The following is a 21,853-nucleotide window of genomic DNA, read 5'->3' on the forward strand; positions in this document are numbered from 1 at the left end:
AATAATCGTTATACAATTGCAGCTGCTGACTTTACTAAGAGAAAGCAGTGCTGCTTTGATGCGTATGCACGAATTTGAATGGGCTATATGACCAAGGGATTTATATGATGAGAGGGGTTTAGACGAATGAGTAAAAAATTTTGGATCAGCATTGCTTTGGCTTCTGTAATGATCGTGACAGCAGCTTGTGGGGCTAAAACGGAATCAGAAACAAATGCAGGCACAAATGCGCCTAACACAGGCGGCGAGGCTGAAAAGTCATATACGGTTGCGATTTCTCAAATTGTAGAACATCCATCATTGGATGCTACGCGTGAGGGCTTTATTGCTGCACTTAAAGATGCAGGACTAGAAGAAGGCAAAAATCTAACCATCGACTTTAATAACGCGCAAGGCGATCCAACGAATATTAAAACGATTTCTCAAAAAATCGCGAGCGGTAAAAGTGACCTAGCACTAGGAATCGCAACGCCAACAGCACAAGCGCTTGCTGATGACGTTAAGGACATCCCAGTTTTGTTCGCTGCTGTAACAGATCCGATCGATGCAGGCATCGTGACGCAATTGGAAGCGCCAGGCGGCAATATTACAGGTGCATCTGATACGAACCCTGCTGCGATCACACAAACAATGGATTTCATTGCATCGCAATTCCCTAATACAAAAAATGTCGGACTTATCATAAATGAAGGCGAACAAAACGCAGTAGTTATGGGCAAGATTGCGGAAGAAGCTTTGGCGAAGCATAATATTAAATTGATTAAAGCTTCTGTCGCTAACTCATCTGATGTTAAGCAGGCTGCAGACTCATTGGTTGGCCGTGTTGATGCAATCTACATCACATTGGACAATATGGTTGTTACAGGTGCGGATGCCATTATTGAAGTAGCTAACGCTAACAAAATTCCTTTCTTTTCAGCTGACCGTGATACCGTAGAAAAAGGCGCGTTTGCGGCAGTCGGCTTCAAGTATTATGACCACGGTTATGAAGTAGGACAAATGGCTGTTGAAATTTTGAAAAATGGCAAATATCCTGGTGATATGAATGTGACTGTCCCTCAAAAGCTTGATTTCATCTTCAACATGAAAGCAGCAGCTGATCAGGGCATTACCGTTACGGACGAAATGAAAGCTTTTGTCAAAGATCCCGCAAACAACATCATTGAGTAGCAATAGCATTAAGCGTTTAAAATAATACGAACAAAACGATACGGGGGGGATCAGGCAACTGGTTCACCCTCTTGTTTTGAAGAGGAGGTATGTCATATGCTCGCATCGATGCAAGGAGCTGTAGAAAGCGGATTATTGTATGCGCTTATGGCACTTGGCGTTTATATCACGTTCCGCATACTCGACTTTCCGGATTTGACGGTAGACGGAAGCTTTACAACAGGCGCTGCAATCGGATCGGTAATGACCGTCAGCGGTACCCCGCCTTGGCTTGCAGTGTTGTGCGCATTTATTGGAGGCGCATTAGCAGGTACATGTACTGGACTTCTGCACACGAAGGGTAAAATCAACGGCCTGCTTTCGGGCATTATTATGATGATTGCCTTGTACTCCATTAACTTAAGGATTATGGGCAAACCAAATGTCTCGTTGCGGGGTCAGGAAAACTTGTTCGATCATGTATCTACGCTAGGTATGATGATCATTTTTGTTATTGTAGTGAAGGTCATTCTCGATTTATTTTTCCGAACAGATATTGGCTTGAGCTTGCGCGCGACTGGGGATAACTCAAGAATGATTCGCAGCTTTGGTGCGAACACGGATATTACAACTATTTTCGGCATCGCATTGTCGAATGCTCTTGTCGCCACTTCTGGCGCATTGATTGCTCATTATCAAAAATATGCAGATAACAGCATGGGTATCGGGATGATTGTTATCGGACTTGCTTCTGTTATTATCGGTGAGGCCATTTTCGGTTCACGTACGATATTTAGAGCAACATTGGCCGTTATTCTTGGTTCTATCATTTATCGGATCATTTATGCATTAGCAATTCGTGTGGAGTGGTTGGATGCATCTGATATGAAGCTTATAACGGCTGTGATCATTATATTTGCTCTGATTGTTCCTTCAGCGAGAAGAGTATGGAAGCAAAAGAACACGGCTCGCAGACGCACGGCTGAAATGCTGACAGCTTTAGATAAAGCACAACCGGGGGGTGGACGCTGATGTTGGAAATTGCAAAGGTGTCTAAGCTGTTTAATCCGGGAACGGTAGACGAGAAGACCGCACTTGTTGGTGCTAACCTTATAATGAAGCCGGGCGATTTTATTACGGTAATTGGAAGTAATGGCGCTGGCAAATCGACGCTCATGAATATCATATCTGGTGTCATGAAGCCAGATGCGGGTGAAGTTAGGATTGATGGGCAAAATATAAGCAATCTAACAGAGTATCAGCGGAGCAAATGGATTGGCCGCGTATTTCAGGATCCAATGGCAGGAACAGCGCCTCGCATGTCTATAGAAGAAAACTTGGCAATTGCATACGCGCGTGGCAAAACTCGTGGATTCTCTTTCGGTGTGACGCGTGCAAAACGTGCCATATTCAAACAAGAGCTTCAGCGGCTGGGAATTGGGCTTGAGAACCGTTTGGGCGCAAAGGTTGGTTTATTGTCCGGTGGAGAGAGACAAGCACTAAGTTTGCTAATGGCTACCTTTACAAGGCCGCAGATTCTGCTATTAGATGAGCATACCGCTGCGCTTGACCCAGCGAGAGCGGAGCTTATTACAACGTTAACAGAAACGCTAGTGAGGGAAATGAACCTAACGACGTTGATGGTTACCCACAACATGGAACAAGCCATCAGGCTAGGCAACCGGTTAATTATGATGGACAAGGGTCGAATTATTCTCGATGTACCAGAAGACAGGAAGAAAGACCTGACTGTTGCGGAGCTGCTGGGGGAATTTGAGATCATTAGCGGGAAGAAGCTGGCTGATGATCGAATTGTACTGGGCTAATTTGAAAGAACCATTCGATTCGCTTTATGCGAGCGTGTGGTTCTTTTTGTATTCAGAAGACAAGAGAAATAGTAACAGTGGCTTCTAGTGGCAGATAATGATATACATATCAATTAATTTGAAATGATCCTCGCTTCTGGCGTTATTTGGCGGTGTCTTTTCATATCGGATGTGTTTATAATCAGAAAGCACCCATCTTGTCCGTTATTATAACCAGATAAGTATTGAGCGCTTGTAATAAGGGACATAATGGGTGATGTATGGGCGTTTGCCTAATTTTCAGGTTCCAGACATCCCTTTTGAAGTCTTTTACAGCTAGATTGAGTCGGAACTGACAGACCGCACTACTGAGCCATTTGACAAGTAGAGTAGTGCTTTAAAAGAACTTAAACTTTATGTTGCAATTGCCCAATCAATTCGGTATAATAGTGTCTGTTGGTCTGACGTTGCGATGATGTGAGAGGTTGCCGACACACCCGGCCCCTTTGCCATGGGGCATGTGCAGGGTTTTCTTACGGAGTATGTCCGATAATAAATTGGGCGATAGAAGGAGGGACTTATATGGCAAAGCAAAAGATTCGTATTCGCTTGAAAGCATACGATCACAGGATTCTTGATCAATCCGCAGAGAAAATCGTTGAAACTGCAAAACGTTCCGGTGCAGGCGTATCCGGGCCGATTCCGTTGCCAACGGAAAAGCAAATCATCACCATTCTCCGTGCGGTACACAAGTACAAGGATTCGAGGGAGCAATTCGAACAACGCACTCATAAGCGTTTGATCGACATTGTGAACCCAACGCCGCAAACGGTTGATGCGTTGATGCGCCTGGATTTACCATCCGGTGTAGATATCGAAATCAAACTGTAATATCAGCATATGCGATTATAGGAAGGAAATGAGGTGTCAACATGAAAGGTATCTTAGGAAAAAAACTTGGTATGACTCAAGTGTTCACTGCTGAAGGTAACGTCGTTCCAGTAACGGTTATCGAAGCTGGACCTTGCGTAGTACTACAGAAGAAAGACCAAGAAAACGATGGCTACGAAGCTGTTCAATTCGGTTTCTCCGATAAAAAGGAAAGCAGATCGAACAAGCCGGAAGCTGGTCACGCCAAAAAGGCAAATGCAACACCTAAGCGCTACGTTCGTGAAATTCGCGGCATTAACTTGGGCGATTATGAAGTTGGCCAAGAAGTTAAAGCTGACCTTTTCACAGAGGGCGAGTTCGTTGACGTAACAGGTATTTCTAAAGGTAAAGGCTTTGCCGGCGTTATCAAACGTTGGGGACAAAGCACGGGTCCTATGTCTCACGGTTCCCGTTACCACCGTGGACCAGGTTCGATGGGTTCGATCCAAGCGAACCGTGTACCGAAAGGCAAACGCCTTCCAGGACATATGGGTCACGAAACAATCACGATTCAAAAGCTTGAAGTTATCCGTGTAGATGTAGAACGTAACGTTCTTCTAATAAAAGGTTCGATTCCGGGCCCGAAAAACGGATTCGTAAAAGTGAAACAAACCGTTAAGAACTAATCGCTTTTAAAGAAAGGAGGAACAGGAAATGCCTAAAGTAACAGTATATAACGTGAGTGGCGCACAAGTGGGCGAGCTTGAACTGGCTGAAACAGTTTTCGGAATTCAACCAAACGTTCATGTTTTGCACAGTGCTGTTGTAAACCAACAAGCATCTGAACGCTTCGGCAATCACAAAACTAAAGGACGCTCCGAAGTACGCGGCGGCGGTCGTAAACCTTGGAAACAAAAAGGTACTGGCCGTGCTCGTCAAGGTAGCATTCGCTCCCCGCAATGGGTTGGCGGCGGTACGGTTTTCGGACCGACTCCACGCTCATACGGATTCAAGCTTCCTAAGAAAGTTCGTCGTCTTGCGATTAAATCGGCATTGTCATCAAAAGTGATTGCAAACGAGATTATCGTTTTGGATCAACTGACATTTGCAGCTCCTAAGACGAAAGAATTCGCAGCAATTCTAAGCAACCTGAAAGTTGGCCGCAAAGCTCTTGTAGTAACGGCTAATTATGAAGATAACGTTGCATTGTCTGCTCGTAATATCCCAGGTGTTAAATTCGTTGCAGCTGACGGCATTAATGTTCTGGATGTATTGGTGCATGACAACCTAATCATCACTAAAGAAGCAGTAGAGAAAGTACAGGAGGTGCTTGCGTAATGAAAAATCCACGCGATATTATCAAGCGCCCGGTTATCACGGAACGTACGTCCGATTACATGGTTGATAAAAAGTATGTGTTTGAAGTAGATCTTCGTTCAAACAAAACTGAAATCAAACTTGCTATCGAGCAAATCTTTAAAGTAAAAGTAACCGGCGTTAACACGATGCGTGTTGCGGGTAAACCAAAACGTTATGGTAAACATAGCGGATACAGACCGGATTGGAAAAAAGCGATCGTTCAACTGAGCGCTGACAGCAAAGAACTTGAATTCTTTGAAACGTCTGTTTAGAAAAGGAGGGAATCGAAGTGCCAATTAAAAAGTACAAACCGACATCTCCAGCACGTCGTAACATGTCCGTCTCAACTTTCGAAGAGATCACGACAAGTACACCGGAGAAATCGTTACTTGCTCCGCTTTTCAAAAAAGCTGGACGTAACAACCAAGGTAAAATTACGGTTCGTCACCACGGCGGCGGACACAAACGTAAATACCGGATTATCGACTTCAAACGTACCAAAGATGGTATTGTTGGTAACGTAGCGACGATCGAATACGATCCAAACCGTTCATCCAACATCGCTTTGATCCATTACGCTGATGGTGAGAAAGCATACATCATTGCACCAAAAGGTTTGAAAGTTGGAGACAAAATCACTTCTGGTGTTGGCTCTGACATTAAACCAGGAAATACTTTGCCGCTTGTGAATATCCCAGTCGGTACAGTTATCCACAACATCGAATTGAAACCGGGCAAAGGCGGACAACTTGTTCGTGCAGCTGGTACTAGTGCTCAACTTCTTGGTAAAGAAGAAAACTATGTATCCATTCGTTTGACTTCGGGTGAAGTTCGTCGCATTCTGAACACTTGCCGCGCAACAATCGGTTCTGTTGGTAACGAAGATCACGAACTTGTGAAAATCGGTAAAGCCGGCCGTAACCGTTGGCTCGGAAATCGTCCTACTGTACGTGGTGTTGTCATGAACCCTAACGATCACCCACACGGTGGTGGTGAAGGCCGTGCTCCAATCGGACGTAAATCTCCGTTGTCACCTTGGGGTAAACCTACTCTTGGTTACAAAACGCGCAAGAAGAAAAAAGCATCAAGCCAATACATTATTCGTCGTCGCACGAAATAATAGCAGCTTGAAAAAAACCGCGTGATACGAGAGTATCGCTACCGCTTATATGAAGGGAGGAACACAAATGGGTCGCAGTTTAAAGAAAGGGCCGTTTATTGACGGTTACCTGCTTAAAAAAGTCGAGGTATTGAACGAATCTGAGAAAAAGGTCGTTATCAAAACCTGGTCCCGCCGCTCGACCATTTTCCCGCAATTCATTGGTCACACGTTTGCAGTATATGACGGTCGCAAGCACGTGCCGGTATATGTAACGGAAGATATGGTTGGACACAAGCTTGGTGAATTTGCACCAACTCGTACGTATAAAGGCCATGCTGGTGAAGACAAAAAAACGGGCAGACGTTAATTTGCCCTTAAACATCTCTAACTGAACGAGAGGAGGTTCCTACATGCCAGAAGCTAAAGCGCACGCTAAATTTATCCGTATTGCTCCCCGTAAAGCACAGCTTGTTGCGGATTTGATTCGCGGTAAACAAGTTGGCGAAGCAATCGCGATTTTGCGTCACACGCCTAAGTCTGCATCCCCAATTTTGGAGAAGCTGCTGAACTCTGCCATTGCTAACGCTGAGCATAACTACCAGCTTGACGTAAACAAATTGGTTATATCGCAAGCTTTCGTTAACCAAGGGCCAACGATGAAGCGTTTCCGTCCTCGTGCGATGGGTCGCGCAAGCCGGATCAATAAAAGAACCAGCCACATTACCTTGGTGGTATCTGAAAAATAAGGAGGGATTACGTGTGGGTCAAAAGGTAAATCCAGTAGGCTTCCGGGTCGGAGTTATCCGTGATTGGGAGTCCAAATGGTTCGCGGGAAAAGATTTCGGCGATCTTCTAATGGAAGACGTTAGAATCCGTGAATACTTGAAAAACAAGCTGAAAGACGCAGCAGTTTCTCACATCGAGATCGAACGTGCAGCTAACCGCGTGAACGTAACGATCCAAACCGCTAAACCAGGTATGGTTATTGGTAAAGGCGGTTCCGAAGTAGAAAACCTTCGTACTGAGCTTGGTAAAATCACTAAAGGCAAAAAAGTACACATCAACATCTCTGAAATCAAACATGCAGATCTTGACGCTATTCTTGTAGCTGAAAGCATCGCACAACAACTTGAGCGTCGTGTATCTTTCCGTCGCGCATTGAAGCAAGCAATTCAACGCTCCATGCGTTCAGGTGCTAAAGGGATTAAAACCGCAGTTAGCGGTCGTCTCGGTGGCGCGGAAATCGCACGTTCGGAAGGCTACAGCGAAGGAACAGTACCACTTCATACAATTCGTGCAGATATTGATTACGGCACGGCTGAAGCGGCTACAACATACGGCCGTATTGGCGTTAAAGTATGGATCTATCGCGGCGAAGTCCTTCCGACTAAGAAGAAAGCTCCCCAGGAAGGAGGCAACTAATCATGTTGGTACCTAAACGTGTCAAACACCGCAAACAACAACGCGGTCATATGAAGGGTCGCGCTAAAGGCGGCACTACAGTAGCATTCGGCGAATTTGGTCTTCAAGCTCTAGAACCATCATGGATTACCAACCGTCAGATCGAAGCGGCTCGTATTGCAATGACTCGCTACATCAAACGTGGTGGTAAAGTGTGGATTAAGATTTTCCCTGCTAAACCAATTACTCAAAAGCCTCTTGAAGTGCGTATGGGTAGTGGTAAAGGTAACGTTGAGAAATGGGTAGCCGTAGTTAAACCAGGAAAAATCCTGTTTGAACTTGCTGGTGTATCCGAAGAAACCGCTCGTGAAGCGATGCGTCTTGCGGCTCATAAATTGCCGATCAAGACTAAGTTCGTGAAACGTGAAGAAGTGGGTGGTGAAGCAAATGAAAGCTAGTGAATTTAGAAACCTAACCTCCGCTGAGCTTGAACAACAGGTCGCTGGTTTTAAAGAAGAGCTTTTCAATCTTCGTTTCCAACTGGCTACTGGTCAATTGGATAACCCGACTCGGATCCGTGATGTGCGTAAAGGAATCGCTCGTGCTAAAACGATTTTGCGTGAAAGAGAACTCGGAATTAGCAGCTAGTCAAAACCCTTACATGAATGCATAAACACGGCTGGAGGAAGGAGGAAGAACACATGAGCGATCGCAATGCCCGTAAAGTTCTAATTGGCAAAGTGGTAAGCGACAAGATGGATAAAACAATCGTTGTTGCTATTGAGACTTACAAAAAACACGATTTGTACCATAAACGCATTAAAGTTACGAAAAAATTTAAGGCGCACGATGAAAATGGCCAAGCGAAAATTGGCGATATCGTGAAAATCATGGAGACTCGTCCGCTATCGAAAGACAAACGCTTCAGACTTGTAGAAGTCGTTGAAGTTGCTGTTATTATCTAATGAGCGTATGCAGTACCTGAGCATTTTTCCGAAAGGAGGACGTTGAAATGATTCAACCATTCTCGCGCTTAGCGGTTGCTGACAACTCCGGCGCAAAGCAATTAATGTGTATCCGTGTACTTGGTGGAACGGGACGTCGCGTTGGACACATCGGCGATTTGATCGTTTGCTCAGTTAAACAAGCAACACCAGGCGGCGTTGTCAAAAAAGGTGACGTTGTTAAAGCGGTTATCGTTCGTACAAAGCGTTCGGTTCGTCGTAAAGACGGTTCGTACATCGCATTTGACGAAAATGCAGCTGTAATTGTTAAGGAAGACAAAAGCCCGCGCGGTACTCGTATCTTTGGACCAGTTGCCCGTGAGCTTCGTGATAAAGATTTCATGAAAATCGTATCACTAGCACCAGAAGTTATCTAAGAACCAAATATAAGCTTGAAAGCACAAGCGTGCAGGAGGTGTAACTCATGCCAAGGCTGAAAAAAGTACTCGAATCCCATAACAATAAATTGCACGTGAAAAAAGACGACACGGTTATCGTCATTACCGGTAAAGACAAAGGTAAGAAGGGCCGCGTTATCGCTGCGTATCCGCGTGAAAACCGCGTACTCGTAGAAGGTGTAAATACTGTTAAGAAACATACTCGTCCATCGCAAGCTAATCCACAGGGCGGTATTATCGAACAAGAAGCGCCGATTCACGTTTCAAACGTTATGCATATCGATCCGAAAAGCGGTAAAGTAACACGTATCGGATACAAAGTGCTCGACAACGGCAAGAAAGTTCGGATCGCGAAACGTTCCGGAGAAGTAATCGACTAATCGTTACGGTAGGAAAGGAGGTCCATGATCAATGGCAGCAAGATTGAAAGGTCGTTTCTTAAACGAAATAACTCCTGCTCTTATGCAGAAGTTCAACTATACGTCTGTTATGCAAGTGCCGAAGATTGAGAAGGTAGTTATCAACATGGGGGTAGGCGAAGCGGTTTCCAATTCGAAAATCCTTGATGTAGCAGTTGAAGAACTACGTATCATTTCCGGTCAAAAACCAGTCGTTACTCGTGCGAAGAAGTCTATTGCAGGCTTCAAACTTCGTGAGAACATGCCAATCGGGGTTAAAGTTACATTGCGCGGCGAGCGTATGTATCATTTCCTAGATAAACTGTTCAACATTTCTCTTCCGCGTGTACGTGACTTCCGCGGTGTATCAAACAAAGCTTTTGATGGCCGTGGTAACTATACGCTTGGCTTGAAAGAGCAATTGATATTCCCAGAGATCGAGTACGACAAAGTCGATAAAGTGCGCGGTATGGACATCGTCATCGTCACGACGGCAAAAACGGACGAAGAATCTCGTGAACTGCTGACCCAAATGGGCATGCCGTTTACGAAGTAATCCACTTTTAGGAGGTGTAATACCCAGTGGCAAAAACTTCGATGAAAGTGAAGCAACAACGCACACCGAAATTTAAAGTGCGTGCATATACGCGCTGTGAGCGTTGCGGCCGTCCGCATTCTGTTTTGCAAAAGTTTAAAATTTGCCGGATTTGTTTCCGTGAGTTAGCACATAAGGGCCAGATTCCTGGCGTTAAAAAAGCAAGCTGGTAATCAGCCTAGTTTGGGAAGGAGGTTAACACAATGGTTATGTCTGATCCGGTTGCAGATATGTTGACACGCATTCGTAATGCGAATGTTGTTCGTCACGAGACCGTGGAAATGCCCGCTTCGAAAATGAAGAAGCAAATCGCTGAGATTTTGAAGCGCGAGGGTTTTATCCGCGACGCTGAATATATCGAAGACAACAAACAAGGGATTATCCGTATTTTCTTGAAATACGGCCCTAACCAAGAGCGCGTTATTACTGGCTTGAAACGTATTTCGAAACCAGGCCTTCGCGTTTATACACAATCAACTGAAATCCCCCGTGTACTCGGTGGACTTGGAATTGCTATCATTTCCACTTCCAAAGGGATTATGACTGATAAAGAAGCTCGTCAGGTTAAATCCGGCGGCGAAGTAGTTTGCTACGTTTGGTAAGTAACAAGTCACAAAGATAGGAGGTGTAACAATGTCCCGTATTGGTCGCAAACCAATCCAAGTGCCTAACGGCGTAACAATTAACTTGGACAACACAGTAATTACTGTAAAAGGACCGAAAGGATCGCTTTCCCGTGAACTTCACAAAGATATGAAAGTGAATGTAACGGAAACGGAAATCCAAGTAGAACGTCCTTCCGATAATAAATTGCATCGCTCGTTGCACGGAACAACTCGCAGCGTCATCGCTAACATGGTGAGTGGCGTTACTGAAGGCTTCTTCAAAAACTTGGAGCTAGTAGGCGTTGGATACCGTGCAAATAAAGCTGGTGATAAAATCGTACTTAACGTAGGATATTCTCACCCAGTCGAGATCGCACCTGATAACGGAATCGAATTCGAAGTACCGGCAAACACGAAAATCACTGTTCGCGGTATCGATAAAGAGCTCGTTGGTGCAACTGCTGCAAAAATTCGTTCCGTACGTGAACCAGAGCCGTATAAAGGTAAAGGTATCAAGTACGAAGGCGAACGCATCATCCGCAAAGAAGGTAAAGCTGGTAAGAAAAAATAAGCAAACGGTCCGTTTGCTTAAGATAGCGTCTTAAGGCTGAAAGAAAGGAGTGAACTTTGTATGATTACGAAAGGCGACAAAAACAAGGCTCGTCTGAAAAGACACCTTCGTGTTCGTAAAAAAATTAACGGTACAGCTGCACGTCCGCGTCTATCTGTATTCCGTTCCTCCAAGCATATGTATGCTCAACTAATCGACGATGTTTCAGGCGTAACAATCGTTTCTGCATCCACACAGGATAAAGAATTGACTGAAGCGGTTGGCAACGGTGGCAACATCGATGCAGCGAGCAAAGTCGGAGAATTGATTGCGAAACGCGCTCAAGCTAAGGGTGTAACCCAAGTAGTATTTGATCGCGGCGGTTACTTGTATCACGGCAGAATTCAGGCACTTGCTACAGCAGCTCGCGAAGCTGGCCTAGAATTCTAATCGACTTTATTTATAAGGAGGTTAAACGACTTGCGTGTAGATCCAAATACGTTAGAACTGACTGAAAAAGTTGTTAATATCAATCGCGTATCTAAAGTTGTAAAAGGCGGACGCCGTTTCAGCTTTAGTGCACTTGTAGTAGTCGGCGACGGTAAAGGCTACGTTGGCGCAGGGATCGGTAAAGCAGGCGAAGTACCTGATGCAATCCGCAAAGGTATCGAAGATGCTAAGAAAAACCTGATCCACGTTCCAATCGTTGGCACGACTATTCCCCACCTTGTTCTCGGACATTTCGGAGCAGGTGAAGTTCTTCTGAAGCCCGCTTCTGAAGGTACTGGCGTTATCGCTGGCGGCCCGGTTCGTGCAGTTCTCGAACTTGCTGGTGTCGGCGACATCTTGACGAAATCGCTAGGTTCTTCGAACTCCATGAATATGGTTAACGCAACGCTTGAAGGTCTTTCCCGTCTTAAACGCGTGGAAGAAGTTGCAAAGCTACGTGGAAAAACAGTCGAAGAGCTGTTACGCTAAGGAGGGAAATAAGATGGCAAAATTGCAAATCACCCTCGTTCGCAGTTTAATCGGTCGCAACGAGAAACAACGTGCAACGGTTGAATCTTTCGGTCTTAAAAAGATTCGTCAGGCAGTTGTTTTGAACGACAGCCCAGCTGTCCGCGGCATGGTTAACACTGTTAGTCACTTGGTAAAAGTAGAAGAAGTACAAGAATAGCATGTAGTTCCAAGAAATAAATAAGGAGGTGCACGAACGATGAAATTGCATGAGCTAGCACCAGCACCGGGCTCAACCCAAGCGCCAAAGCGCAAAGGTCGCGGTATCGGTTCCGGTAACGGTAAAACAGCCGGTAAAGGTCACAAAGGTCAAAACGCTCGTTCCGGCGGCGGCGTTCGTCCTGGTTTCGAGGGCGGACAAAACCCTTTGTATCGTCGAGTGCCGAAACGTGGATTTAACAACCCGTTCCGCAAAGAGTACGCGATTGTCAACATTGAAGAACTAAATGCGTTTGCAGCAGGAACTGAAGTCACTCCAGAAGTTCTCATCGAGACTGGGATCGTTAAGAACCCGCTCGCAGGAATTAAAATTTTGGGTAATGGTGAAGTTAGCGTTACACTTACTGTAAAAGCAAACAAGTTCTCTCAATCTGCGGTAGAGAAAATCCAGGCTGCCGGCGGTAAAACCGAGGTGATCTAATTGTTCAAGACCGTGTCCAACATTTGGAAAGTGGCGGATCTTCGTACAAGGATCCTCTTCACCCTTTTCATCCTTTTGATTTACCGCATCGGTTCGTTTATCCCGGTTCCCGATGTAAACAAAGATGTGTTTAAGCAGGTTGATGCAGCCGGTGCGGATCTGTTCGGCTTGCTTAACACGTTTTCCGGCGGTGCTTTGTTCCAATTCTCAATCTTCGCAATCGGAATTACACCATACATTACAGCGTCGATTATCGTACAGCTGTTGTCTATGGACGTTATTCCTAAGTTTGCGGAATGGGCAAAGGAAGGCGAGAACGGTAAACGCAAGCTCGCACAAATCACTCGTTATGGTACGATTGTACTTGGCTTGATCCAAGGTTTCGCTACGGCAATCGGCTTTAACCGTCAATACGGTTACGAAATGATTGTTGGCGCGACATTCGTCGATTATGTTCTCATCGCGATTATCTTGACTGCAGGTACTGCTTTCTTGATGTGGCTTGGTGAGCAAATCACGGAAAAAGGAATCGGAAATGGTATTTCCATTCTTATCTTTGCAGCAATTGCAGCTGGTATCCCTGGACACATTCGTACGATTGTTGAAGATCAGTTCGTAGGTGCTCAAGATCAGTTGTTCCTGAACATTATCAAAATGGTACTGGTTCTGGTTGCGATCATCGCAATCATTGTCGGTGTTATATTCGTACAACAAGGTATTCGTAAAATTCCTGTTCAATACGCCAAGCGTGTTGTTGGACGGAAAATGTACGGCGGACAGTCGACTCACATTCCTATGAAAGTGAACGGCGCTGGCGTTATCCCGGTTATCTTCGCGGTATCGCTCGTTATGTTCCCGATTACGATTGCTCAGTTCTGGGCTACTCAGAATTGGGCAGACTGGATTATTAAAAATATGAGCTATGACCAACCGCTTGGTATGGTATTGTACGTATTGTTAATTATCGGGTTTACCTTCTTCTACACTTTCGTGCAAATTAATCCGGTTCAAATGGCTGATCAGATGAAGAAGAACGGCGGTTACATTCCTGGCATTCGTCCAGGTAAGCCAACTTCGTCATACCTGACTCGCGTTATGTCGCGGATCACGTTGACAGGAGCGATCTTCCTGGCGGTTATCTCAGTCATTCCGGTATTCTTCGGTACACTTGCTGGATTACCTAAATCAGTACAGCTAGGCGGCACCTCGCTCCTAATCGTTATCGGTGTTGCACTAGATACGATGAAGCAAATCGAGAGCCAGTTGATCAAACGCCATTACAAAGGGTTTATCAATAAATAACAATAGGTTCTGACCGGGCTTCCGCGTTCGTCAACTTGCGCACAGCGGTAGCCCGCCCGAGCCTATTGTGCTTAAAGCGAGGAACTCAGCAATGAACATTTTATTCATGGGCCCCCCGGGAGCCGGTAAAGGTACACAAGCTGAACGGATCGTTGAAGAGTTCGGTATTCCCCATATTTCTACTGGCGATGCTTTCCGCCTCGCTATGAAAGAAGGAACCGCACTTGGAATCAAAGCGAAAGAGTATGTCGATCAAGGCTTGCTCGTTCCCGATGAGATCACGAACGGTATTGTGAAGGAAAGACTTGAACAATCCGATTGCAAAAATGGATTCTTGCTCGACGGGTTTCCTCGCACACTGCAACAAGCAGAAGCACTCGATGTTATGCTTGCGGAGCTCGGACGCAGTATTGACCATGTTGTAAATTTAAAGGTTGATCGCAGTTTGCTGCTTGCTCGCTTGACGGGCAGACGCATATCGAAAACGACAGGTACGACTTATCACGTAATCTTTAACCCGCCTAAGGTCGAAGGTATTTGCGACAAAGACGGCGGCGAGCTGTATCAGCGTTCTGATGATACAGAAGAAAAGGTTGGTACGCGTTTGGATGAGTATTCATCTAAGACGGCTCCTCTTCTTGATTACTACAGTGCTAAAGGTCTCCTTCGCGAAGTCGACGGCGAGAAGGATATTGATGTCGTAACATCCGACATTATTTCCAACTTGAGAGGTTCATTGTAATGATTATTTGCAAATCCGAATCGGAGCTGCGATATATGAGGGAAGCTGGACGCATTGTTGCGGAAACGCATCGATTGATGGCGGAGGCTGTGAAACCAGGCATCACAACTCGTGAGCTTGACCAAATCGCTGAAACGTTCATTAAGAGTCAAAATGCGATTCCATCCTTCAAAGGTTACAATGGTTTTCCTTCCAGCATTTGTGCTTCTGTGAATGACGAGCTGGTGCACGGCTTCCCTGGTTCACGCAAGTTGAACGAAGGCGATATTATTAGTATCGATATCGGTGCGCAGTATGAAGGGTATCATGGCGATTCGGCTTGGACCTATGCGGTTGGAGCAGTAACGCCTGATGTTCAGAAGCTGCTTGATGTAACGGAAGCATCGCTATATGCGGGGCTTGCGCTTATCAAACCAGATATTAGACTATATACAATTTCGCACGCTATTCAAAAGGTAATTGAAGATGCAGGATTCTCCGTAGTTAGGGAATACGTAGGGCACGGAATCGGCGCGGACCTCCATGAGGAACCACAAATACCGAACTACGGCATACCTGATCGCGGCCCTCGTTTGAAGACCGGAATGGTGCTTGCAATCGAACCAATGGTTAATATCGGTGAACGATATGTCCGTACGCTCGAAGACAATTGGACGGTTGTAACGGAAGACGGCTCATGGTGTGCACATTTCGAGCATACAGTAGCTGTTACAGAGGACGGCTTTGAAATATTGACCATTCTGCCGCAGCAGTCATAAGCATGACAATGGATGCTCGTCCCCAGATTGGTCAGTTCGTCAAAGTTCTTCGCGGTAAAGATGAGGAAAGCTATGCTGTTATTTTAACAATCGTTGATGATCGATTCGTCACGATTGCTGATGGTCATAAGCGCCGATTCGATCAGCCGAAGAGAAAGAACGTTCTACATCTCGAGTTACAGCCTGCAATTAGTTCTGAGGTTTCAAGCAGTATGCAAGAAACCGGCAGGGTGACCAACGCAAAGTTACGTTACGCTATTCAGAAGTATGTTAATGCGAAAGGAGAATGACGCTTGGCTAAGGAAGACATCATTGAGGTCGAAGGTACGGTTATAGAGCCGTTGCCGAATGCCACGTTTAAGGTGGAACTGGAGAACGGTCACCAAATTCTCGCACATGTTTCCGGTAAGCTCAGAATGCACTTTATCCGCATCCTGACAGGAGACAAGGTGGTTATACAGTTATCGCCTTATGATTTATCAAAAGGGCGCATCACCTATCGTAAGTAAGCAGCTGCTTACTCACGAAAGATTCGGGAGGTAATCACAATGAAGGTAAGACCTTCGGTAAAGCCGATCTGCGAAAAATGCAAAGTCATTCGTCGCAAAGGCAACGTTATGGTGATTTGTGAAAATCCGAAACACAAACAAAAACAAGGATAGAAGGAGGGGAATATAGCCTATGGCACGTATAGCTGGTGTAGACTTGCCGCGTGACAAACGCGTCGAAATCGCCCTGACATACATTTTCGGTATCGGCAAAACAACGTCGCAAAAACTTTTGAATACAGCTGAAGTTAGCTACGACACTCGCGTTCGCGATTTGACAGAAGATGAACTTGCTCGCCTTCGTGAAGCAATTGATAAATCTGTTAAAGTAGAAGGCGACCTGCGTCGTGAAATTTCGCTTAACATTAAACGTCTGACTGAAATCGGATGCTACCGTGGTCTTCGTCACCGTCGCGGCTTGCCTGTTCGCGGTCAACGTACGAAAACAAATGCGCGTACGCGTAAAGGTCCTCGTCGGACTGTAGCTAACAAGAAGAAATAAGAAGGGAGGATAATGGACAATGGCTAAACCAAAAAAAGTCGTTCGTACGAAACGTCGCGACCGGAAAAATATTGAGACTGGCGTTGCGCACATTCGCTCAACGTTCAACAATACGATCGTTACGATCACGGATCCGCACGGCAATGCGATTTCATGGGCAAGCTCTGGTAACATGGGTTTCAGAGGCTCACGTAAGAGCACGCCTTTCGCAGCTCAAATGGCTGCTGAAACGGCTGCGAAAGCAGCAATGGAGCATGGCATGAGAACCGTAGAAGTGATGGTAAAAGGACCAGGCGCTGGCCGTGAAGCAGCGATTCGTTCGCTTCAAGCAGCTGGATTGGAAGTTAACCTCATTAAAGACGTAACACCAGTTCCTCACAACGGATGCCGTCCTCCGAAACGTCGTCGCGTATAGTTGGATCCGATGTGGTATCAAATAACAACAACTTGTGAATAATGGTTGTGAAGGTTTGGCATACTACAAGGTTTGACTTAAATTAACGGTAAGCTTACGGAGCGACGTTTGAAGGAGGGTACTATTAGTGATTGAGATCGAAAAGCCGAAAATCGAAACCGTAGAACTGAATGATGAGGGAACTTACGGACGTTTCGTCGTTGAGCCGCTTGAACGCGGATATGGCACGACGCTTGGAAATTCGCTTCGCCGAATTTTGTTGTCTTCGTTGCCGGGTGCAGCAGTAACCTCGGTTCAAATCGATGGAGTGCTTCACGAGTTCTCTACGGTTCCCGGAGTGATTGAGGATGTTACCGAAATCATTCTGAACCTGAAGGGCCTCTCGTTGAAAATCCACTCCGATGAAGAAAAGGTGTTGGAAATCGACGCGGATGGCGAAGGGAATATTACAGCGGGCGACATTCGAGCAGACAGCGATGTCGAGATTTTAAGCCCTGATCTTCACATCGCAACCTTGGCTTCCGGCGCGCGGCTCCATATGCGGGTTTTTGCTAATCGGGGACGCGGTTACGTGCAAGCGGACCGCAACAAGAAAGACGAACAGCCGATTGGGGTAATTCCCGTTGATTCGATATACACGCCAATTACTCGCGTTAATTATAGCGTTGAAAATACACGTGTCGGTCAAGTTACCAACTACGACAAGCTTACGCTTGAAGTATGGACTGACGGCAGTATTAGACCGGAAGAGGCTGTAAGCCTCGGCGCTAAAATTCTCACTGAGCATTTGGACTTGTTCGTTGGATTAACCGATGAAGCCAAAGATGCGGAAATTATGGTTGAAAAAGAAGAAGATAAGAAAGAGAAAGTTCTAGAGATGACGATCGAGGAACTTGATCTTTCTGTCCGTTCTTACAACTGCTTGAAGCGCGCTGGTATCAATACCGTTCAAGAGCTGATCACGAAATCCGAAGAGGACATGATGAAGGTTCGTAACCTCGGCCGTAAATCACTTGAGGAAGTTCAAGAGAAGCTTGAAGAACTAGGCCTTGGCCTGCGCATGGAAGAGTAGTAACCAACTAGTGAAGACAAAAGAGCAAGGGAGGGGAAAAACAAGATGGCATATCAAAAATTAGGACGTGACGCTAGTGCGCGGAAAGCTTTGTTCCGTGACCTCGTTACTGACTTGTTCCTTTATGAGCGTATCCAAACGACTGAAGCAAAAGCGAAAGAAGTTCGTTCTATCGCTGAAAAGCTGATCACTAAAGCTAAGAAAGGTGATCTTCATGCTCGTCGTCAAGTAGCTGCTTATGTTCGTCGCGAAACGGTTGACGGAGAAAAAGACGCTATTCAAAAGCTGTTCTCTGATCTAGCTCCTCGTTACTCGGAGCGTGCAGGTGGCTACACGCGTATTCTAAAACTAGGACCCCGTCGCGGCGATGCTGCGCCAATGGTTTACCTGGAATTGGTTGACCGCGCGGAGTAATCTAATAAACGTATAAGCTTGTCCACAGCGTTAAACCTTGTCCAAGCTTTATACGCGAGCGCAAACGGCTTATGCCTGCCTCTGGCGGGCACAGGAACGCTAACGCTACAAAATATAAGCAAGTATATGGGCTTCCCTATACTTCTTATATTTTAGTGAAAAGGGTGGACCCTTGAGGCCACCTTTTTTTATTTGCAAAACCGGTTTGTTTTTATACTGAGGAATGCAGCCAGGAAGCAGAAGATGAGCTTATGCGACACCGTAAGGATGTCGAGAGGGCGCAATTTTAAGCACGGTTTCGTACAGTGCTTCAGATGTGTAGGATTCCCTTTAGCAAAAGGGGGGAAAAGGTTGAGGAATATATGCGTAAAGGTCAGTTATGATGGAGCCGGCTTTAACGGTTTTCAAACGCAGCCATACGGCAGAACGGTCCAAGGTGAAATTGAAAAGGCCATTAAGAAGCTAACGGGAGAAACGACAATTATTATTGGTTCGGGACGTACCGATGCGGGAGTACATGCTCAAGGACAAATGTTCAATTTCTATACGGAATCGACGATTCCGACGGAGAGATGGGCAATCGCCCTTAACACGCGGCTGCCTAAGGATATTGTCATTATCGAAGCATATGATGTGCCAGAGCATTTCCATGCCAGAAGATCCGCCAAGCGTAAAACGTATCGCTATACGATTGATACTGGGAAGTTTCCTGATGTATTTGGCCGTCAATACCGCTTTCATCATCCGACGCCGCTGAATGTGGATGCGATGCGTGAAGGACTCCGTTTCCTAGTAGGGAAACATGATTTCACTTCATTTACATCCATCCATTCAACCAAGCCTCATCATGTACGCACGATCTATGAAGCAGATTTTGTACAAGAGGGCCCGATCGTACATATGTACATCACCGGGAATGGTTTTTTGTACAATATGGTTCGAGTCATAATGGGAACTTTATTATGGGTTGGCGAAGGGAAAATGGCTTCATCTGAGATTAAAAGCATCTTAGAGGGGCGTAATCGCTCGCTCGCAGGTCCTACGGCAATGCCGCATGGATTGATGCTTTTAGATGTTGAATATTCCAGCGAAAAACAGGGATAAATCACTATAATTTACTTGCACTTAACTATATTTTATAGTAGAATATAACTTGTGCTTTCGAAGTGGCTAACCCACAGCCCCGACTGAGATTGTCACAAACTTGGCGAATTACAATGAACTAACAAACCAACAATTATGTTGTTATAAAACGATTAATGTATGAAATTAAGGAGGATCATCCATGCGCACCACTTATATGGCTAAATCAACTGAAGTTGATCGTAAATGGTTCGTCGTCGATGCGGAAGGCAAAACGCTAGGCCGCTTGGCGAGTGAAGTTGCTGCCCTGATCCGCGGCAAACACAAACCGACATTTACGCCACATGTTGATACAGGCGATTTCGTTGTAGTTATCAACGCTGAAAAAATCCATCTGACAGGTAAGAAAATGTCAGATAAAATTTACTACCGTCACTCCATGTACTCCGGTGGCTTGAAAGCTACTCCGGCACAAGAGATGATCAAGAACAAGCCAGAACGCGTTATCGAACTGGCTGTACACGGCATGTTGCCTAAGAACCGTCTTGGCGACAAAATGAAGCTTAAACTTAAAGTATACGCAGGTGCGGAACATCCACATCAAGCACAAAACCCTGAAGTTTACGAACTTCGCGGGTAATAAAGAGGAGGACAAGTTTCATGGCTCAAGTGCAATACTATGGAACCGGTCGTCGTAAACACTCTGTTGCACGTGTACGTCTTGTGCCGGGTGAAGGACGAATCATTATTAACAAACGCGACCTTAATGAATATTTTGGTCTAGAAACATTGAAGCTGATCGTAAAACAACCGCTTAACCTTACGGATACATTGTCGAAATACGATGTGCTTGTAATTGCTAACGGCGGCGGTATGTCCGGTCAAGCAGGCGCTATCCGTCACGGTATTTCCCGTGCTCTGCTTAAAGCAGATCCAGAATTCCGTCCGGCTCTTAAACGTGCTGGCTTCCTAACTCGTGATCCGCGTATGAAAGAGCGTAAAAAATACGGTCTTAAAGCGGCTCGTCGTGCTCCACAATTCTCGAAACGTTAATTCGTATTCGGCAAAAGTGCTTTCTCTGCAAGTCAGAGAGGGCACTTTTTTTGCGTTACTGCTTAAATTGCGCTCGCAATCGTGTCAATTTGTTATATCCCATAACTTTATTTCATTTTGGTGTAAACTTATATTGAACATTATGTTCGCAGGACGTATAATTTCATTACAGACTAATTTACTAGGATTTAATAAAGGAGGGCATTCAAATGAACCTTTTTGAGAAAGAAGCGCTTATTAAACTAAAGGAAGTAGAACTCGAAAACGCGACACCGGAAGAAGTTATTGCGTTTGCGGTTGAAACTTTCCCTAATATTACATTCGCCTGCAGCTTTGGGGCAGAGGATGTTGTTCTAGTCGACATGCTGCAAAAAGTGAGCCCAACGACAGATATTTTCTACTTGGATACGGATTATCATTTCAAGGAAACGTATGAAACACGTGATAGAATGGTTGAACGTTACCCAGGAATCCCATTCGTAGAAGTGAAACCGGAACTAACAACGGAGGAGCAAGCCGCGCAATTCGGCGAAGAGCTCTGGAAGTCCGATGCGAATGCTTGCTGCAATATTCGTAAAGTGAAGCCATTGACTAATATTCTCTCGAAGTACAGCGCATGGATTACCGGTATTCGCCGTGATCAGGCGCCAACGCGTGCTAACTCCAAAAAAATTGAATACGATACAAAGTTCGGTCTCGTTAAATTCAACCCGATCGCACATTGGACCTCTGAGGATGTATGGAATTATATTCGCGAGAATGATGTTATCTACAATCCGCTGCATGACCAAAATTATCCAAGCATTGGCTGCGAGCAATGCACACGCAAGGTTATGCCTGGCGAGGACCCTCGTGCTGGACGCTGGTCGGGACAAGAGAAAACAGAATGCGGATTGCATAAATAAGCTTTATCGATGACATGTCGGAGCAGCCGATAGGTTGATTCCAACAATTCTATAAAGGTTTGTCTCATAAATAACCATCTCGTCCCATATAAATGAAAGTGAGCATTAGGCTTATAAGAGCTGCCCGATGCCGCGTATTCATTTAATGGGGACGGGGTGGTTTTTT

38 protein-coding genes are annotated in these 21,853 nt (G+C 45.5%); all 38 read left to right on the forward strand.

Annotation, left to right across the window (positions count from 1 at the left end):
• Positions 1-126: 126 nt before the first annotated feature.
• The 38 genes from FHS16_RS30590 (at position 127) to FHS16_RS30775 (ending at position 21,687) form a co-directional block, all read left to right on the forward strand.
• A complete protein-coding gene (locus tag FHS16_RS30590; RefSeq protein ID WP_183571391.1) occupies positions 127-1,170 on the forward strand; it encodes an ABC transporter substrate-binding protein in 1,044 nt (347 codons plus the stop codon).
• A gap of 96 nt (positions 1,171-1,266) precedes the next feature.
• On the forward strand, positions 1,267-2,181 hold the full coding sequence (locus tag FHS16_RS30595; protein ID WP_183571393.1) for an ABC transporter permease: 915 nt from the start codon (positions 1,267-1,269) through the stop codon (positions 2,179-2,181).
• Entirely contained in the window at positions 2,181-2,975 is a 795-nt protein-coding gene (locus FHS16_RS30600) for an ABC transporter ATP-binding protein (protein WP_183571394.1), read from the forward strand. The genes FHS16_RS30595 and FHS16_RS30600 overlap by 1 nt, the downstream gene beginning before the upstream one ends.
• 561 nt (positions 2,976-3,536) lie before the next feature.
• Positions 3,537-3,845, forward strand: coding sequence for a 30S ribosomal protein S10 (rpsJ, locus tag FHS16_RS30605; protein ID WP_017692074.1), 309 nt, complete (start codon positions 3,537-3,539; stop codon positions 3,843-3,845).
• 41 nt (positions 3,846-3,886) lie between these two features.
• Positions 3,887-4,510: a 50S ribosomal protein L3 gene (gene rplC, locus FHS16_RS30610; protein WP_138756286.1), complete on the forward strand. Its 624-nt coding sequence runs from the start codon at positions 3,887-3,889 to the stop codon at positions 4,508-4,510.
• A 28-nt stretch (positions 4,511-4,538) separates the two neighbouring features.
• Complete coding sequence (gene rplD / locus FHS16_RS30615) at positions 4,539-5,162, forward strand: 50S ribosomal protein L4 (protein ID WP_183571396.1); 624 nt, start codon at positions 4,539-4,541, stop codon at positions 5,160-5,162.
• Positions 5,162-5,455: a 50S ribosomal protein L23 gene (rplW, locus tag FHS16_RS30620; protein ID WP_053373900.1), complete on the forward strand. Its 294-nt coding sequence runs from the start codon at positions 5,162-5,164 to the stop codon at positions 5,453-5,455. Before rplD ends, rplW begins: the two co-directional genes overlap by 1 nt.
• A 17-nt stretch (positions 5,456-5,472) precedes the next feature.
• Positions 5,473-6,303, forward strand: a complete 831-nt coding sequence (gene rplB, locus FHS16_RS30625; RefSeq protein ID WP_183571398.1) for a 50S ribosomal protein L2 — start codon at positions 5,473-5,475, stop codon at positions 6,301-6,303.
• 67 nt (positions 6,304-6,370) lie between these two features.
• Positions 6,371-6,652, forward strand: coding sequence for a 30S ribosomal protein S19 (gene rpsS / locus FHS16_RS30630; RefSeq protein ID WP_183571400.1), 282 nt, complete (start codon positions 6,371-6,373; stop codon positions 6,650-6,652).
• Positions 6,653-6,695: 43 nt separating this feature from the next.
• Positions 6,696-7,031: a 50S ribosomal protein L22 gene (gene rplV / locus FHS16_RS30635; protein ID WP_183571402.1), complete on the forward strand. Its 336-nt coding sequence runs from the start codon at positions 6,696-6,698 to the stop codon at positions 7,029-7,031.
• 13 nt (positions 7,032-7,044) lie between these two features.
• Positions 7,045-7,707, forward strand: a complete 663-nt coding sequence (gene rpsC, locus FHS16_RS30640; protein ID WP_183571404.1) for a 30S ribosomal protein S3 — start codon at positions 7,045-7,047, stop codon at positions 7,705-7,707.
• Positions 7,708-7,709: 2 nt separating this feature from the next.
• On the forward strand, positions 7,710-8,144 hold the full coding sequence (gene rplP, locus FHS16_RS30645; protein ID WP_028609647.1) for a 50S ribosomal protein L16: 435 nt from the start codon (positions 7,710-7,712) through the stop codon (positions 8,142-8,144).
• Positions 8,134-8,334 (forward strand): 50S ribosomal protein L29, encoded by a 201-nt coding sequence (gene rpmC, locus FHS16_RS30650; protein WP_053373905.1) that lies wholly within the window; start codon positions 8,134-8,136, stop codon positions 8,332-8,334. Before rplP ends, rpmC begins: the two co-directional genes overlap by 11 nt.
• 53 nt (positions 8,335-8,387) lie before the next feature.
• Positions 8,388-8,651 carry a 30S ribosomal protein S17 gene (gene rpsQ / locus FHS16_RS30655; protein WP_183571406.1) on the forward strand — a complete coding sequence of 88 codons (264 nt, stop codon included), beginning with the start codon at positions 8,388-8,390 and terminating at the stop codon, positions 8,649-8,651.
• 47 nt (positions 8,652-8,698) lie between these two features.
• Positions 8,699-9,067 (forward strand): 50S ribosomal protein L14, encoded by a 369-nt coding sequence (gene rplN / locus FHS16_RS30660; protein WP_054025318.1) that lies wholly within the window; start codon positions 8,699-8,701, stop codon positions 9,065-9,067.
• Between the two features lie 47 nt (positions 9,068-9,114).
• Positions 9,115-9,468, forward strand: a complete 354-nt coding sequence (gene rplX, locus FHS16_RS30665; protein ID WP_076271424.1) for a 50S ribosomal protein L24 — start codon at positions 9,115-9,117, stop codon at positions 9,466-9,468.
• Positions 9,469-9,499: 31 nt separating this feature from the next.
• Complete coding sequence (gene rplE / locus FHS16_RS30670; RefSeq protein WP_053373908.1) at positions 9,500-10,042, forward strand: 50S ribosomal protein L5; 543 nt, start codon at positions 9,500-9,502, stop codon at positions 10,040-10,042.
• Positions 10,043-10,068: 26 nt separating this feature from the next.
• A complete protein-coding gene (locus FHS16_RS30675) occupies positions 10,069-10,254 on the forward strand; it encodes a type Z 30S ribosomal protein S14 (protein ID WP_037291562.1) in 186 nt (61 codons plus the stop codon).
• A 30-nt stretch (positions 10,255-10,284) separates the two neighbouring features.
• Positions 10,285-10,683 (forward strand): 30S ribosomal protein S8, encoded by a 399-nt coding sequence (gene rpsH / locus FHS16_RS30680; RefSeq protein ID WP_053373909.1) that lies wholly within the window; start codon positions 10,285-10,287, stop codon positions 10,681-10,683.
• A gap of 31 nt (positions 10,684-10,714) precedes the next feature.
• Positions 10,715-11,257 (forward strand): 50S ribosomal protein L6, encoded by a 543-nt coding sequence (gene rplF, locus FHS16_RS30685; protein ID WP_183571408.1) that lies wholly within the window; start codon positions 10,715-10,717, stop codon positions 11,255-11,257.
• A gap of 60 nt (positions 11,258-11,317) precedes the next feature.
• Positions 11,318-11,686, forward strand: coding sequence for a 50S ribosomal protein L18 (rplR, locus tag FHS16_RS30690; protein ID WP_138756279.1), 369 nt, complete (start codon positions 11,318-11,320; stop codon positions 11,684-11,686).
• Positions 11,687-11,716: 30 nt separating this feature from the next.
• On the forward strand, positions 11,717-12,214 hold the full coding sequence (gene rpsE, locus FHS16_RS30695; RefSeq protein WP_054025314.1) for a 30S ribosomal protein S5: 498 nt from the start codon (positions 11,717-11,719) through the stop codon (positions 12,212-12,214).
• 13 nt (positions 12,215-12,227) lie between these two features.
• Positions 12,228-12,413 carry a 50S ribosomal protein L30 gene (gene rpmD, locus FHS16_RS30700; RefSeq protein WP_076271422.1) on the forward strand — a complete coding sequence of 62 codons (186 nt, stop codon included), beginning with the start codon at positions 12,228-12,230 and terminating at the stop codon, positions 12,411-12,413.
• A 39-nt stretch (positions 12,414-12,452) separates the two neighbouring features.
• Entirely contained in the window at positions 12,453-12,893 is a 441-nt protein-coding gene (gene rplO / locus FHS16_RS30705) for a 50S ribosomal protein L15 (protein ID WP_053373914.1), read from the forward strand.
• Positions 12,894-14,195 carry a preprotein translocase subunit SecY gene (gene secY / locus FHS16_RS30710; RefSeq protein ID WP_183571410.1) on the forward strand — a complete coding sequence of 434 codons (1,302 nt, stop codon included), beginning with the start codon at positions 12,894-12,896 and terminating at the stop codon, positions 14,193-14,195.
• Between the two features lie 91 nt (positions 14,196-14,286).
• Positions 14,287-14,937, forward strand: a complete 651-nt coding sequence (locus FHS16_RS30715) for an adenylate kinase (RefSeq protein WP_183571412.1) — start codon at positions 14,287-14,289, stop codon at positions 14,935-14,937.
• Complete coding sequence (map, locus tag FHS16_RS30720) at positions 14,937-15,695, forward strand: type I methionyl aminopeptidase (protein WP_183571414.1); 759 nt, start codon at positions 14,937-14,939, stop codon at positions 15,693-15,695. The genes FHS16_RS30715 and map overlap by 1 nt, the downstream gene beginning before the upstream one ends.
• Before the next feature lie 8 nt (positions 15,696-15,703).
• Positions 15,704-15,985 (forward strand): KOW domain-containing RNA-binding protein, encoded by a 282-nt coding sequence (locus FHS16_RS30725; protein WP_183571427.1) that lies wholly within the window; start codon positions 15,704-15,706, stop codon positions 15,983-15,985.
• Positions 15,986-15,988: 3 nt separating this feature from the next.
• A complete protein-coding gene (gene infA / locus FHS16_RS30730; protein ID WP_053373919.1) occupies positions 15,989-16,204 on the forward strand; it encodes a translation initiation factor IF-1 in 216 nt (71 codons plus the stop codon).
• Positions 16,205-16,243: 39 nt separating this feature from the next.
• Complete coding sequence (gene rpmJ / locus FHS16_RS30735) at positions 16,244-16,357, forward strand: 50S ribosomal protein L36 (RefSeq protein WP_003333770.1); 114 nt, start codon at positions 16,244-16,246, stop codon at positions 16,355-16,357.
• Between the two features lie 19 nt (positions 16,358-16,376).
• Positions 16,377-16,745, forward strand: a complete 369-nt coding sequence (gene rpsM, locus FHS16_RS30740; RefSeq protein ID WP_054025308.1) for a 30S ribosomal protein S13 — start codon at positions 16,377-16,379, stop codon at positions 16,743-16,745.
• A gap of 19 nt (positions 16,746-16,764) precedes the next feature.
• Positions 16,765-17,160: a 30S ribosomal protein S11 gene (gene rpsK, locus FHS16_RS30745; protein ID WP_054025307.1), complete on the forward strand. Its 396-nt coding sequence runs from the start codon at positions 16,765-16,767 to the stop codon at positions 17,158-17,160.
• A gap of 127 nt (positions 17,161-17,287) precedes the next feature.
• Positions 17,288-18,232, forward strand: a complete 945-nt coding sequence (locus FHS16_RS30750) for a DNA-directed RNA polymerase subunit alpha (RefSeq protein WP_053373922.1) — start codon at positions 17,288-17,290, stop codon at positions 18,230-18,232.
• A gap of 45 nt (positions 18,233-18,277) precedes the next feature.
• Positions 18,278-18,646 carry a 50S ribosomal protein L17 gene (rplQ, locus tag FHS16_RS30755; protein WP_138756274.1) on the forward strand — a complete coding sequence of 123 codons (369 nt, stop codon included), beginning with the start codon at positions 18,278-18,280 and terminating at the stop codon, positions 18,644-18,646.
• Between the two features lie 351 nt (positions 18,647-18,997).
• A complete protein-coding gene (gene truA / locus FHS16_RS30760; protein ID WP_183571416.1) occupies positions 18,998-19,750 on the forward strand; it encodes a tRNA pseudouridine(38-40) synthase TruA in 753 nt (250 codons plus the stop codon).
• A 181-nt stretch (positions 19,751-19,931) separates the two neighbouring features.
• Complete coding sequence (rplM, locus tag FHS16_RS30765; RefSeq protein ID WP_053373925.1) at positions 19,932-20,369, forward strand: 50S ribosomal protein L13; 438 nt, start codon at positions 19,932-19,934, stop codon at positions 20,367-20,369.
• Between the two features lie 20 nt (positions 20,370-20,389).
• The gene (gene rpsI, locus FHS16_RS30770; RefSeq protein WP_056635921.1) at positions 20,390-20,782 is read left to right on the forward strand and encodes a 30S ribosomal protein S9; all 393 of its coding nucleotides are present in this window, start codon (positions 20,390-20,392) and stop codon (positions 20,780-20,782) included.
• Between the two features lie 209 nt (positions 20,783-20,991).
• Complete coding sequence (locus tag FHS16_RS30775; RefSeq protein ID WP_183571418.1) at positions 20,992-21,687, forward strand: phosphoadenylyl-sulfate reductase; 696 nt, start codon at positions 20,992-20,994, stop codon at positions 21,685-21,687.
• Positions 21,688-21,853: the final 166 nt, after the last annotated feature.

The organism is Paenibacillus endophyticus (genome assembly GCF_014192395.1).
Lineage (GTDB): Bacteria > Bacillota > Bacilli > Paenibacillales > Paenibacillaceae > Pristimantibacillus > Pristimantibacillus endophyticus.